The following is a 13,261-nucleotide window of genomic DNA, read 5'->3' on the forward strand; positions in this document are numbered from 1 at the left end:
ACCGACATGGCACTCGCACCCGACGTTGCGACCAGCACCGATCCCAATCCGATCGAGGATGAGGGCACACATGTGAATGCGCCGGGCCTGCAATATTTCGTTTTCGGCCTGTTCTTCATCTTCGGCGGCATCACATCGCTCAACGATGTGATAATTCCCAAGCTGAAGGAGCTCTTCACGCTCAGCTGGACCGAAGCGATGCTGGTCCAGTTCTGCTTTTTCGCAGCCTATGCGATCATCGGCATTCCCGGTGCCAAGCTGGTCAAGAAGATCGGCTATATGCGCGGCGCCGTGGCGGGTCTGCTGACCATGATGACCGGCTGCCTGCTGTTCATCCCGGCCAGCCAGACCGCGACCTATGCCATCTTCCTGTTCGCGCTGTTCATCCTCGCCAGCGGCGTGGTGATCGTGCAGGTGGTGGCCAACCCGCTGATCAGCCTGCTCGGCCCGGCCAGCACCACGCACAGCCGCCTGACCTTTGCACAGGCGTTCAACTCGCTCGGCACCACCATCTTCCCGATCGTCGGGGCGGCAATCATCCTCGGCAGCCTCGCCACGGTCAGCGCCGACCAGCTGTCGGGCGCGGAGCTCCAGGCCTATCGCCAGGCCGAGAGCGAGGCGATCTGGCAGGGCTATCTCGGCCTTGCCGCACTGATCGCGCTGGTCGCCTTTGTCGTATGGATGTTCCGCAATCGCCTGCAGGGCGAAAAGCACGAAGCCTCAGAAGGGCTCGCCGGCCTCGACCTCTTAAAGCGCAGGCGTTTCGGATACGGCGCGCTGTGCATTTTCCTCTATGTCGGTGCCGAGGTTTCGATTGGCTCGGTGATCATCAACTACCTTTCCGAAGAGCGCGTATTGGGGCAGCCGGAAAGCGTGATCGGCTGGATGATCGGGCTCTATTGGGGCGGCGCGATGGTCGGCCGTTTCATCGGCTCCTATTTCCTGCGCATCTTTTCGCCAGGTAAGATCCTCGCCTTCAACGCAACGGGCGCGATCCTGCTGATCCTCATTTCGGCCAACGGCGAGGGCGAAGTGGCGGCATACAGCCTGCTGGCGGTCGGCCTGATGAACTCGATCATGTTCCCGACGATCTTCTCGCTCGCCTGCGAAAAGCTGGGACCCCGCGCGGCCGATGGATCGGGCATCATCAACGTCGCTATCTGCGGAGGCGCGATCGTCCCGCTGCTTTACGGCGTCGTCGCCGATGCTACTGGCGGCAATCTTGCGGCGGCGATGGTGATTCCGGTGGTGTGCTACGCCATCATCGCCGGCTTCGGGGTCTTTGCCCGGCGTCCGGCCATCGGCTGATCTCGCAGCTGCACAAGTTAGGGGGTTCGCAAGGCGGCGACGGTCTGCCATGCGACCCCCGATCATTTGGACACCGGGAATACCATCGACATGACCGACGCCGAACTGGCCGCGCATCTCGCCGAAGTTGCGGGGAGGATCCTGATCGAGGTGCGCGAGAGCGGCATGTTCGAAGGCAAGGCGCTGGGCAATGCGGGCGACCAGACCGCGAACCAGTTCCTCGTCCACGCCCTGCGCGAACAGCGACCCGATGACGGCCTTCTCTCGGAAGAGAGCAAGGACACGCCCGAGCGGCTTTCGAAAGAGCGCGTGTGGATCGTCGATCCGGTCGACGGCACGCGCGAATATGGCGAGGCGCGAACCGACTGGGCGGTCCATGTTGCGCTATGCGTGGGCGGCAGGCCCGAAATCGGTGCAGTCGCCCTGCCGGGCCTGGACACCGTGCTGCGCAGCGATGGTCCGATCGCCCTACCCAAGGCAGCCGACACCCCGCGCATGGTCGTCAGCCGCACCCGCCCGGCGGCCGAAGCGGTCAGCGTCTCCCAAGCGATCGGCGCAGAGCTGGTAGCGATGGGAAGCGCGGGCGCGAAAGCGATGGCCGTGGTGCGCGGCGAAGCGGAAATCTACCTTCACACCGGCGGCCAATACGAATGGGACAGCGCGGCGCCCGCAGCGGTCGCACTCGCTCACGGCCTGCATGCCAGCCGCATCGACGGCAGCCCGCTCACCTACAACAAGTCCGACACCTACATGCCCGACCTGCTGATCTGCCGCCCGGAATGGGCCGAGCGGGTGCTGGGCGAAGTGGCGAAGCTCTCGGCCTAGCCCTCGACCTGAGCCAGCAGCTGGCGCGCGCGCGACAGGTGCGGGCGATCTAGCATGCCGCCCTTCCAGCCGATCGTGCCCGCATCCGGATTGTCTTCGAACAGCGCCACGATCTCGCGTGCTTCGGCAACTTCTTCCTCGCTTGGGCTGAAGGCCTCGTTGATCACCGGCACCTGCGCCGGGTGGATCGCGAGCATGCCGCGATAGCCCTGGCGGCGCACCTCGATGGCGCGTTTGCGCAATGCCTCGAGATCGCGGAAATTGGTGTCGATCGTCTCGATCGGCATCACTTCGGCCGCCGCCGCGCCAAGCAGGCACAGGCTACGCGCGAGTTTGTAGGTAAAGGCGAAATCGCCATCGAAATCCCTGTTGCTTTGCGCGCCGAGGGAATCGGCGAGATCTTCCGCCCCCCAGGTCATCGCCGCCAGTCGCGGCGCGCCGCCGTAATCGCCGGTGGTGAACATGGCCGCCGCGGTTTCGGTCACCAGCGCGATCACCGGGGTCGATCCGGCTTCGATTCCGTTCTCGACCTCGAGCGCGGTCATCTGGCGATCGAGTTCCTCCACATCGTGCCGTCCGCGCGACTTGGGAAGCATGATCCCGCCCGGGCGCGCCGGCATGACTGCGGCGAGGTCTTCGGCGGTCCAGTCGCCGTCGAGCGGATTGACCCGCACCCACAGCCGCGCGCGTTCGTCCTTGGACTTCTTGCTCAGGAATTGCGTTATCGCGCCCCGCGCATCGGCCTTGCCGCTTTCGACCACCGCATCTTCGAGATCGAAGATCACGATGTCGGCCTCGCTCTCGCTTGCCTTGGTCATTTTCTTGTCGCTGTCGCCGGGTGCGAAAAGCCAGCTGCGCATGCGGATTCGGGGTTCGGGTATTGCGGTCATGCGCGTGCTTGAGACGCAAAGCCCGGCATTCGTCAAGCATGCCCTAGCGTATTTCCGTAAGCGTAAGCTTTGCGGTATGCAGATCGATGGAGATTTAGGAGAGAATCATGGCGACCCAGCTAGAACCCGACGTCCGCGCAGACGAGGACGCCTTCCGCACCGAAGTGCGGCAATTCCTCGCCGCCAATTTCCCCGAGGAGCTCAAGGGAAAGTCCAATGCTCTGTCGGGCGTCGACGGACCGACCAATGAGAGTCCCGCGCAGACGAAATGGCGCGAGGCCGTGGGCGAGCGCGGTTGGGGAACCCCCACCTGGCCCAAGGAATATGGCGGCGGCGGGCTGACCAAGGCACAGGCCAAGATCATCGATCAGGAATTCGCCAAGGTCGGCGCCTACAACCCGATCGGCGGCATGGGCGTGATGATGTTCGGCCCCACCCTGCTCGAATATGGCAGTGAAGAGCAGAAGATGGAGCACATCCCGCCCATCTGCCGTGGCGAAATCCGCTGGTGCCAGGGCTATTCGGAACCCAATGCCGGATCCGACCTCGCCAATCTCCAGACCTTCGCCGAAGACAAGGGCGACCACTATATCGTCAATGGCCAGAAGACCTGGACCAGCGGCGGTCAGTGGGCGGACAAATGCTTCGCCATCGTGCGCACCGACAAGAGCGACAAGCATCGCGGCATCAGCTTCATGCTGATCGATATGGACGCGCCGGGCGTCGAAGTCCGTCCGATCACCATGATCAGCGGCACCAGCCCGTTCTGCGAAACCTTCTTCGACAATGTTAAAGTGCCGAAAAAGAATCTCGTCGGCGAGGAAGGCCAGGGCTGGACCATCGGCAAGCGCCTGCTCCAGCACGAGCGCACCAACATCTCGGGCGGCGGCAGCCTTGCCCGGATGATGGGCCAGAGCCTCGGCGAGATCGCCAAGAAGTATGGCGAGACCGATGCGGCGGGCGAACTCGCCGACAAGGTGCTGCGCGACAAGATCGCCGATTTCGAGATCCGCTGGAATTCCTTCCTGCTGACCGCGCGCCGTGCGGTCGAGGAGAGCAAGGCGCAGGGCGGCGTGTCCGAAATCAGCTCGGTGCTGAAAAAGGTCGGCACCAAGCTCAGCCAGGAACGCAGCGAGTTGCTGATCGAAATCCGCGGTCTTCAGGGCCTCGGCTGGGAGGGCGAGGAGTTCACCGACGGCGAACTCAAGGCCGTGCGCGGCTGGCTCTTCGGCAAGGCGACGACGATCTACGGCGGCTCGACCGAAATCCAGAACAACATCATCGCCAAGCGCGTGCTCGGCATGCTCGACCACCAGTAAGAGAGGGGAGCACACAGACATGGCAGTTCTCAACGAAGAACAGGAAATGCTGCGCGACATGGCGCGCGAATGGGCGACCAACGAAAGCCCGGTCACCGAATTCCGCAAGGTTCGCGCGGCGGGTGAGCCGCATGCCTACAATGCCGATGCCTATGCCACGATGGCGGAGATGGGCTGGGCCGGAGTTATCATCCCCGAGGAACACGGCGGGTCGGACTTCGGCTTCATGTCGGCAGGCCTCGTGGTCGAGGAACTCGGCAAGACGCTGACCGCCAGCCCGCTGGTCGCCACGACCATCGCGGCAAGCGCGATCGTGCTGGGTGGCAGCGATGAGCAGAAGGCCAAGTGGCTACCGAAGCTCGCCAGCGGCGAAACGGTCGCCACGCTGGCGGTCGACGAAGGTGCGCATCACGATCCCAGCGCGATCGAGGCAAGCGTTTCGGGCGGTAAGCTGACGGGTAAGAAGGCCTTCGTCCACGAAGCGCACGGCGCCGACCTGTTCGTCGTCGCGGCCAAGGACGGGCTCTATCTGGTCGAAAAGGGTAACGGCGTATCGCTTACCACGCGCAAACTTACGGACCAGCGCAGCCATGCCGACGTGAGTTTCGACGGCGCGGCGGCGGAAAAGCTCGAAGGCGGTGGCGACAGCCTGCTGGATGATGTGCTCGACCGGGCACGCGTGCTGACCGCAGCCGAAATGCTCGGAATGGCGCAGCAGGTGTTCGACACCACGCTCGATTATCTGAAGCAGCGCGTGCAGTTCAACCAGGTGCTCGCCACCTTCCAGGCGCTGCAGCACCGCATGGCCGACCTCTTCGCCGACCTCGCGCAGATGCGCAGCGCGGTCGAGGCCGGGCTGCAGGCGGTCGATGGCGGCTTCGGCGTCGCCCGCGCGGCGACCATCGCCAAGGCGGAGGCCAACCGCGTGCTGCACACGATCAGCAATCAGGGCATCCAGCTGCACGGCGGCATCGGCATGACCGACGAATACGATGTCGGCTTCTACCTCAAGCGCGCCCGCGTGCTCGAAGCCAGCTGGGGTTCATCGAGCTATCTCAAAGACCGTTTCGCCAAGCTCGCCAGCTATTGAGCGAGGCGCTCGCCACATCGGGCGAGGAAGACACGGCGCTCCCCGACGGCGACGTCTGGGGGCGCCATCGCGCATTTATGGAGGCGAACCTCCGGCGCAATTATCAGGTCAACCTGACACATGGCGTGTTCGGCATGACGGGCTTTCGCCTGATCTACGCTCCCACGATCATCCCCGCCTATCTCTACCTGTTGACCGGCAGCGCCGCTGCGGTTGGCCTGGGCACCGCGCTGCTGCAGTTGGGCGGTACGGTTTCGCCCATTCTCTCGGGCGCGCAGGTCGAAAGCCGCAAGCGCATCCTGCCCTACGCGATTACCGTGGGTTCGATGATGCGGGTCATGGTTCTGGCGCTCGCCATTGCCGCGTGGACGCTGGAGGGCACTGCGCTGCTGGTCGTCACCCTCGCCAGCTTCCTGCTGCTGGGCTTCTTCAGCGGCGCGCAGCGGGTGGCGTTCCAGATGCTGATGGCCAAGCTCATTCCCATCGACCGGCGCGGACGCCTGCAAGGCATCCGCAATATGGTGGGCGGATTGATCGCCGCAGGTCTCGCCTGGGTGGCGGGGCATTATTTCATCGAGCAGCAATGGCTGGGCAATGGCTATGCCACGACCTTCCTGCTGGCCTTCGTCCTGACATCGATCGGACTCGTCGTGCTTAAAATGGGTATTCGCGAGCCCGATGCGCCGCGGCTGCGCCCGGTTACGCCCTTGCGCGAGCGGGTCGGACAGTTCGGCGAACTGCTTCGGCACCGCGATTTCCGCGCCTTCCTGTATGCCCATGGCCTCGCCGCGATCGCCCGGGTCGGCCTGCCTTTCTGGACGCTCTATGTCGGCGACCGGCTCGGCCTCGACGGGGCATTGATCGGGACGCTGAGCCTCGCCTTTCTCGCAGCGGACACCATGTCCAACCTCGTCTGGGGATCGCTCGGCGACCGATGGGGCTTCCGCTCGGTCTATCTCGGTGCGCTCGCGAGCAGCCTGGCGGGAATGCTGCTGCTTGTGCTGGGCGACGGCTGGCTGCTCTATGCCAGCTTCGTCTTCCTCGGCTTCGGATTTTCGGGCTGGATGATGGCGGCGGTCACGCTGGTTCTCGAATTCGGCGAGCACGAAGACATCCCCATGCGGCTTGCGCTCACCACCACCGTAGAGGGTGGCGTGTCTTCCATCGGTCCGGTGCTGGTGGGCCTCAGCATCGCCGCGCTGGGCTATGCCCCGCTGATCGTTGCGGCCTTCGCTTCGCTGATCGCCAGCCTGGCGCTGATGATCTGGCGCGTGCGCGAGCCGCGCGGCTCAATCTGACGGCGCAAGCAGGCCTTCGGACATGGCCGAGAGATAAGTTCGGATCGAAGCTTCGGGCGGGTCGAAGCGGGCGGCCCAATGGCGCGCCTCATAGGCCGAATTGACCGTCGACATGATGACCTGCCCCGCCACCAGCGGATCGATCGCGCGCACCGATCCATCGGCGATGCCGTCTATCAGCATCCCCGCAAAGCGCCGCGCCAGCCGGTTCGACCGGGTGACCACATCGATCTTGTGTTCCGCATCGAGCGCCTGCAGCGCTGTCGTCCGCAGCAAGGGCGTGCGATCGAAGAATTGCAAATCGACCAGTTCGGCCAGCACGCTCGAGAGGCGGGTCCAGTAGTCGGTTTCGATATCGCGTCCCGCGATCTGCACCGCCGAGAGGCGATCGTAGCTTTGCTGGAAACACGCCAGCACCAGATCGTCCTTGGCCTGGTGGTGGTGGTAGAAACTGCCCTTGGTGACATTGAGGCTCTCGGCGATGCGATTGACCGAGGCGCCGCGATAGCCGCGTTCGTTGATCGTCACCGTCGCCGCGCGCAGGAACGCCTCGTTCTGGCCCGCCTCGTCGTCCTCCGTGGTGCGCCAGCTGCCTACAAGGGGCTGCGGATCGAAAGCGCCGCGTTGCGCGGGCAGTCCGTGCGCGAGAACATCGAACAGCCGCTCCTCGATCCGCGGAAAATCGAGCACCGAGTAGCGCAGCGACCACACCGGCCACCACATCATCGCCTCGAGCAGGATATGCGCGCGCGCCGAGAACAGTGCCCGCTGATCTCTATCGCGCCATTCGCCGAAGAACCGCCGCACGAGATCGACTACTCTCAGGTAATGCGCCATCAGCGGGTCCTGCACCTCGGGATCGAGCGTGCGGATTTCCGACAATGCGGTGGTCAGCCCGCGTTCGCCCGCGCGGATTCGTTTCCTGAGCGCGACATGCGCGGCGATGAAGTGCCGCAGCCGCGCTGCGGGATCGTCCTGCGCCAGTGCCTCCCGCGCCATGCGCTCCATCAGCGTCAGCGTCTCGTCATAGACCGCGACGACCAGTTGCTCCTTGCGCGGGAAGTAATAAGTCACGCTGGTCGCATTGAGGCCGATCGCGCGTGCCACTTCCGCTAGCGTGGTCGCCTGCACACCTACCTCGTTGATCAGCACGGCGGCGGCATGGACGATCGCCTCGCGCTTCTCGCCGAACTTGCGGGTGGCGGCGGGACCGTTCACGCGAAGAAGGCCCCCAGGTCCTTCTTGAGGATCTTGCCATTGGCGTTACGTGGCAGCGTCTCCTCGACAAAGGCGATGCGCACGGGCACTTTGAATTTCGCCAGCCGCGCCGCGACCCATGCACGCAGTTCTTCCTCGCTCGCCGTAGTGCCGGGGGCGAGGTGAACCACGGCGGCAGGTTCTTCGCCCAGCGTCGGGTGGGCGATGCCGACCAGCGCCGCATCGGTCACAGCAGGATGGTCGTAGAGCACGTTCTCGACTTCCGAAGAGTAGATGTTCTCGCCGCCGCGGATGATCATGTCCTTCGCGCGATCGACGATATAGCACCAGCCTTCCTCGTCGAGCCGGGCGAGGTCGCCGGTGCGCACCCAGCCGTCGACGAAGGTTTCGGCGGTCGCATCGGGACGGTTCCAATATCCTTTGACCACCATCGGGCCGCGCGCCCACAGCTCGCCCACCTCACCAGTCAGGAGCTCGGTCTCGCCATCATCCGACATGATCTTGAGGTCCGCTACAGCGACCGGCGGACCGCAACTGTCTGGGCGGTTGAGATAGTCCTCCGACGAATGTCCGGTGACCGTCGCCATGGTCTCGGTCATGCCCCAGCCATTGGCAGGCAGTGCGCCGAATTCCTCGTGGATCTTGCGGACGAGTTCGGGCGCGGCCGGGGCGCCGCCATAGGCGATCGCTTCCAGGCTGGAGAGATCGTAATTCCCGCGCTCGGGATGTTCGAGCAATTGCCAGGCTATGGTCGGTACGCCGCCGGTCAGATTGACCTTCTCACGCTCGATCAGCTGGAATGCTTTCACCGGATCCCACTTGTGCATGAAAACCAGCGTGTGGCCGGCCACGACATAGCCCATCAATCCGGCCGAGCAGGCGGTGACATGGAACAGGGGAATGACCGTCAGCCCGACTTTCTGCACCGGTTCCGGCGGTTCCTCGCCCCGACGCAGCGCAGCGCAGGCGGCATTGAATCCGCTCGACAGGATATTGGTGCACAGATTGCGATGCGTACCCAGCGCGCCCTTGGGCTGGCCGGTGGTGCCGCTGGTGTAGAAAATCGTCGCCTCGTCATCGGGGGCGATTTCTTCGGGCGGCAATTCGGCCTGCGGAAGCGCAGCATAATCGTTCGGGGTGCCGAGGATGTTCTCGAGCCGCCCGGTTCCTTCCATCGCTCCTTCGCCGCGCGAAACCAATATGGTTGCCAAGTCAGGCAACTCCGAGCGGTGGGGCGCGATCCGATCCCACCGTTCGGCATCGCAGACGAGCAGTTTCGAACCCGAATTGGCGAGCCCGAAGGCCAGCTCGGGTCCGGTCCACCAGGCGTTGAGCGGAACGCAGATCGCGCCGATCGTGGTCGCAGCGAAAAAGGCGACCGGCCATTCGGGAAGGTTGCGCATCGCCAGCGCCACGCGATCGCCCTTGGCGATCCCGCGCGCGCGAAATTCGGCGGCGAGACGCGCGACCGCGCGAAACCACGCATCGTAGGTGACCCGCTCGTCTTCATAGATCGCGAACAGGCGTTCGCCATGCGCGCGGGCAGCCATCGCTACCAACCGCAGGTTCGCAGGCGCATTCTTCCACACGCGCGTCGGGACGCCGCGAATGTCGATCGTGTCCATCTCGAAGCGCTTGCCCGGAGCGGTCAATCGCTCGACGCAGTTCTCCCTCGACATGGCAGGCCAGTTCGCCGGCAACACGAAATCGGTCGCATGCGCGAGCTCGTTCATGGCATCCCCTTATACGCCGCCTCTGTCCGGGCGACTCTCTCCATCCGTGGTCTAACCGCGCTTGACGCTCCTAGGCAAGCCACCTTCGAAGGAAAGGTATGAGGGTGGCAAGAACAGATGAAATCGCTATTCGTGCAAAACCGAAGCATAGGTATGCGCGGGAGAGGAGAGCGCAATGTTCGAGCTGGCCGACGCCGGATCACTGGGTTTCGATGCCGACAGGCTTGCGCGTATCGCGCCCTTCCTTGCCCAGGCCTATGTCGACAGCGGTCGCCTGCCGAACGCTCAATTGCTGGTCGCGCGCGACGGGCAGCCGGTACACTACACCAGGCTGGGCGCTATGGGCGACGACAAGCGGGAGCTGCGCGACGACGCGCTGTTCCGCATCGCCAGCATGACCAAGCCGGTAACCTCGGTTGCCTTCATGCAGCTGGTCGAACAATGCAAGGTCGCGCTGGAAGAGCCGGTCACGCGGGTTTTCCCCGAGCTCGCCGATCTCAAAGTCTACGCGGGCGGCGGCGGGTCGATCCCTTTCGCGCCGGGCGCGCACGCGCATCCGATGCGCTTCGTCGACCTGCTGACGCATATGTCGGGCCTGACCTACGGCCTCCAGAACCGCAACAATATCGATGCGGTCTATCGCGAGCACAATTTCGACTTCGCCCGCGACCATCTCGACAGCGATGGTTTCATCGAGAAGCTGTCGAAACTACCGCTCGAGTTCGCGCCCGGACAGGGGTGGAACTACTCGGTCTCGACCGATGTGCTCGGCATCGCGGTCGAGCGCATCAGCGGGATGCGGCTGGGCGAGTATTTCGAGAAGCACATTTTCGGCCCACTCGGGATGACCGACACGCGATTCGGCGTGGCCGAGGGGCAGGCCGAGCGGCTGGTCGATGCCTATTCCTATCGGCCGGGACAGGCGCCGAAGATGATCAATGCGGGCGCGACCAGCAAGCTGAACAAGCCGGGCACATTCGACAGTGGTGGCGGTGGTCTCGTCGGTACGACTGCCGACTATCACCGCTTTGCCACGATGCTGCTGAACGGCGGCGAACTCGACGGCGCGCGCATCCTCAGCCCCAAGACGGTGCGACTGATGCGCACCAACCATCTGCCCGACAATGCCGACCTCACCGAGATGTCGAGCAGCCTGTTTTCGGAGGCCAACAACGCCGGGACCGGCTTCGGCCTCGGCTTCGCCATGGTGATCGACCCGGCGAAAACGTTGATGCCGTCGAGCCTCGGCGAGTTCTACTGGGGCGGCGCCTATTCGACCGCCTTCTTCGTCGATCCGGTCGAACGGATCACCATGGTTTTCATGACGCAGGTCTATCCCTCGTCGACCTATCCCATCCGGCGGCAATTGAAGACGCTGATCTATTCCGCCCTCACCGAAACATATGCCTGAGGAGACTTCCATGACCTCCCCCATCCGCACCGAACGCCATGACAACGTCCTCGTCGTCATTTCCGACAATCCGCCCGTCAATGCGCTGGGCCAGGCGGTGCGTGCCGGGCTGAAAGGCGCGATCGAGGAAGCGCTTGGTGACGACAGCATCGAGGCGGTGGTCATTCGATGCGACGGCCAGACCTTCTTTGCCGGCGCCGACATCACCGAATTCGGCAAGCCGCCGGTCGGCCCCAACCTGCCCGAGACGCTCGACGCGATGGAGGCGAGCGAGAAGCCGGTGGTGGCCGCGATCCACGGCACGGCGCTGGGCGGCGGGTGCGAAGTGGCGCTCGCCTGTCATTACCGCGTCGCGGTGCCTAGCGCGAAGCTCGGCCTGCCCGAGGTGAAGCTTGGCCTGATACCGGGTGCCGCCGGCACGCAGCGCCTGCCGCGCCTTGTCGGGGCGGAAGCTGCCCTGCCCCTCGTCGTCGGCGGCAATCCGATCCCGGCCAAGAAGGCAGAAGCGATCGGCCTCGTCGATGCACTGGTGGACGAGGACAGCCTCGAGGCCGACGCGATCGCCTTTGCCAAGTCCAAGATCGGCCTGCCGGTCCCCCGCGCCTCGGAAGGCAAGGCGAACGAGGACGGCGTCCGCGATCCCGACCTGTTCGACCGCTTTCGCGCGTCGCAAGCGCGCAAGATCCGCGGCTTCGACGCGCCCAATGCCGCGATCGAGGCGGTCAAGGCCGCAGGCGAATTGTCCTATGAAGACGGCGTCAAGAAGGAACGCGAGCTGTTCATGAAGCTCATGTCCGGCACGCAGAGCGCCGCCATGCGCCACTATTTCTTTGCCGAGCGCGCCGCCAACAAGATCGACGACGTGCCCAGGGACACGCCACTGATCCCGATCGAGAAGGTCGGGGTGATCGGAGCCGGCACCATGGGCGGCGGCATCGCGATGAACTTCCTGTCCGCCGGCATTCCGGTGACGATACTCGAAATGGCGCAGGACGCGCTCGATCGCGGCACCGGCGTGATGCGCAAGAATTACGAGAACACCGCCAAGAAGGGCCGGATGACGGACGAGCAGCTCGAACGGGCGATGGGTCTGCTTACCCCCACGCTGTCCTACGACGACCTTGCCGACTGCGATCTGGTGATCGAGGCGGTCTACGAGAACATGGACGTCAAGAAGGAAGTCTTCGCCAAGCTCGACGAAGTGGTGAAGCAGGGAGCGATTCTCGCTTCGAACACCAGCTATCTCGATGTCGACGAGATCGCCACCGCGACCAAGCGGCCCGGTTATGTGCTCGGCATGCACTTCTTCTCGCCCGCCAACATCATGAAACTGCTCGAAGTCGTGCGCGGCAAGGAAACGCGCGACGACGTGCTCGCCACGGTGATGAAGCTGTCGAAGAGGATCGGCAAGGTGGCGGCAGTGTCGGGTGTCTGTCCCGGCTTCATCGGCAATCGCATGCTGTCGAAGCGGCAGGAACAGGCGAACGAACTGATCATGGAGGGAGCGAACTATTGGGAAGTCGACGACGTGCTGCTCGACTTCGGCTTCCCCATGGGGCCCTTCCAGATGGGCGATCTCGCCGGGATCGACATCGGCTGGCACCGCGACCCGACCAAGGTCACCACGATCCGCGAAGCGCTGTCCGCCAAGGGACGCTTCGGACAGAAGGCGGGCAAGGGCTTCTACGACTATGACGAAGCGCGTAACCGCACGCCGTCGGACGAAGTGAAGGCGATCATCGCCGATTTCGCCGCCAAGGAAGGCCGCGAGCAGCGCGAGATCTCCAAGGAAGAGATTCGCGAACGGCTGCTCTACCCGATGGTCAACGAAGGCGCGAAGATCCTCGATGAGGGCATGGCCCAGCGCGCCAGCGATATCGATGTCGTGTGGATCAACGGTTACGGCTGGCCGCTTTACACCGGCGGCCCGATGTTCTGGGCCGACACGATCGGTCTCGACACCGTCATTGCCGGACTGGAGAAGCACGGCCTGCCGGTCAGCGGCTATCTTCGCAAGACCGCCGAGGGGAATGGAAAATTCACGGGATGAGTGGATAAGTGCGGCAATTTCGAAACAGCGGTACGCAATTCGACGATTGAAACCATGCGTTGAGCCGTTGTCCCTTGACATAAATATGCAATGCGCATTGACATTCGATGCAAGGGTAC

Annotated in this window: 10 protein-coding genes; 7 read left to right on the forward strand and 3 right to left on the reverse strand. The window is 64.0% G+C overall.

Features of this window, described 5'->3' with window-relative positions; translation table 11 throughout:
- Nucleotides 1-6: 6 nt before the first annotated feature.
- The gene (locus tag ACQY4G_RS01670) at nt 7-1,308 is read left to right on the forward strand and encodes a sugar MFS transporter (protein WP_421992597.1); all 1,302 of its coding nucleotides are present in this window, start codon (nt 7-9) and stop codon (nt 1,306-1,308) included.
- A 90-nt stretch (nt 1,309-1,398) separates the two neighbouring features.
- Nucleotides 1,399-2,133: a 3'(2'),5'-bisphosphate nucleotidase CysQ gene (locus ACQY4G_RS01675; RefSeq protein WP_421992599.1), complete on the forward strand. Its 735-nt coding sequence runs from the start codon at nt 1,399-1,401 to the stop codon at nt 2,131-2,133.
- Here ACQY4G_RS01675 and ACQY4G_RS01680 read toward each other — a convergent pair.
- Nucleotides 2,130-3,023 (reverse strand): HpcH/HpaI aldolase/citrate lyase family protein, encoded by an 894-nt coding sequence (locus ACQY4G_RS01680; RefSeq protein WP_421992601.1) that lies wholly within the window; start codon nt 3,021-3,023, stop codon nt 2,130-2,132. The genes ACQY4G_RS01675 and ACQY4G_RS01680 overlap by 4 nt on opposite strands.
- 107 nt (nt 3,024-3,130) lie before the next feature.
- Between ACQY4G_RS01680 and ACQY4G_RS01685 the strand changes: the two genes are divergently transcribed.
- From ACQY4G_RS01685 to ACQY4G_RS01695, 3 genes are read left to right on the forward strand one after another with little or no spacing between them, the layout of a single operon-like run.
- A complete protein-coding gene (locus tag ACQY4G_RS01685; RefSeq protein WP_421992603.1) occupies nt 3,131-4,342 on the forward strand; it encodes an acyl-CoA dehydrogenase family protein in 1,212 nt (403 codons plus the stop codon).
- Between the two features lie 19 nt (nt 4,343-4,361).
- Entirely contained in the window at nt 4,362-5,432 is a 1,071-nt protein-coding gene (locus ACQY4G_RS01690; RefSeq protein WP_421992605.1) for an acyl-CoA dehydrogenase family protein, read from the forward strand.
- The gene (locus tag ACQY4G_RS01695) at nt 5,429-6,730 is read left to right on the forward strand and encodes an MFS transporter (protein ID WP_421992607.1); all 1,302 of its coding nucleotides are present in this window, start codon (nt 5,429-5,431) and stop codon (nt 6,728-6,730) included. Before ACQY4G_RS01690 ends, ACQY4G_RS01695 begins: the two co-directional genes overlap by 4 nt.
- Here the strand turns inward: ACQY4G_RS01695 and ACQY4G_RS01700 are convergent.
- Nucleotides 6,722-7,948 carry a TetR/AcrR family transcriptional regulator gene (locus tag ACQY4G_RS01700; RefSeq protein WP_291173700.1) on the reverse strand — a complete coding sequence of 409 codons (1,227 nt, stop codon included), beginning with the start codon at nt 7,946-7,948 and terminating at the stop codon, nt 6,722-6,724. The genes ACQY4G_RS01695 and ACQY4G_RS01700 overlap by 9 nt on opposite strands.
- Nucleotides 7,945-9,681 carry a class I adenylate-forming enzyme family protein gene (locus tag ACQY4G_RS01705; protein ID WP_421992609.1) on the reverse strand — a complete coding sequence of 579 codons (1,737 nt, stop codon included), beginning with the start codon at nt 9,679-9,681 and terminating at the stop codon, nt 7,945-7,947. Before ACQY4G_RS01705 ends, ACQY4G_RS01700 begins: the two co-directional genes overlap by 4 nt.
- A gap of 175 nt (nt 9,682-9,856) precedes the next feature.
- On the opposite strand from ACQY4G_RS01705, the gene ACQY4G_RS01710 reads away from it, so the two are divergent.
- Both ACQY4G_RS01710 and ACQY4G_RS01715 read left to right on the forward strand, forming a co-directional pair.
- Nucleotides 9,857-11,092, forward strand: a complete 1,236-nt coding sequence (locus ACQY4G_RS01710; RefSeq protein WP_421992611.1) for a serine hydrolase domain-containing protein — start codon at nt 9,857-9,859, stop codon at nt 11,090-11,092.
- A 10-nt stretch (nt 11,093-11,102) separates the two neighbouring features.
- Nucleotides 11,103-13,142 carry a 3-hydroxyacyl-CoA dehydrogenase NAD-binding domain-containing protein gene (locus ACQY4G_RS01715; RefSeq protein ID WP_421992613.1) on the forward strand — a complete coding sequence of 680 codons (2,040 nt, stop codon included), beginning with the start codon at nt 11,103-11,105 and terminating at the stop codon, nt 13,140-13,142.
- The last annotated feature ends 119 nt before the right edge of the window (nt 13,143-13,261 follow it).

The sequence above is a fragment of the Qipengyuania sp. genome, from assembly GCF_965277845.1.
Lineage (GTDB): Bacteria > Pseudomonadota > Alphaproteobacteria > Sphingomonadales > Sphingomonadaceae > Qipengyuania.

What these genes read in the sequence shown, in the direction of transcription:
- ACQY4G_RS01670 (WP_421992597.1), top strand. Translation starts at nt 7, where the DNA reads ATGGCACTCGCACCCGACGTTGCGACCAGCACCGATCCCAATCCGATC.
- ACQY4G_RS01675 (WP_421992599.1), top strand. Translation starts at nt 1,399, where the DNA reads ATGACCGACGCCGAACTGGCCGCGCATCTCGCCGAAGTTGCGGGGAGG.
- ACQY4G_RS01680 (WP_421992601.1), bottom strand. Translation starts at nt 3,023, where the DNA reads ATGACCGCAATACCCGAACCCCGAATCCGCATGCGCAGCTGGCTTTTC.
- ACQY4G_RS01685 (WP_421992603.1), top strand. Translation starts at nt 3,131, where the DNA reads ATGGCGACCCAGCTAGAACCCGACGTCCGCGCAGACGAGGACGCCTTC.
- ACQY4G_RS01690 (WP_421992605.1), top strand. Translation starts at nt 4,362, where the DNA reads ATGGCAGTTCTCAACGAAGAACAGGAAATGCTGCGCGACATGGCGCGC.
- ACQY4G_RS01705 (WP_421992609.1), bottom strand. Translation starts at nt 9,681, where the DNA reads ATGAACGAGCTCGCGCATGCGACCGATTTCGTGTTGCCGGCGAACTGG.
- ACQY4G_RS01710 (WP_421992611.1), top strand. Translation starts at nt 9,857, where the DNA reads ATGTTCGAGCTGGCCGACGCCGGATCACTGGGTTTCGATGCCGACAGG.
- ACQY4G_RS01715 (WP_421992613.1), top strand. Translation starts at nt 11,103, where the DNA reads ATGACCTCCCCCATCCGCACCGAACGCCATGACAACGTCCTCGTCGTC.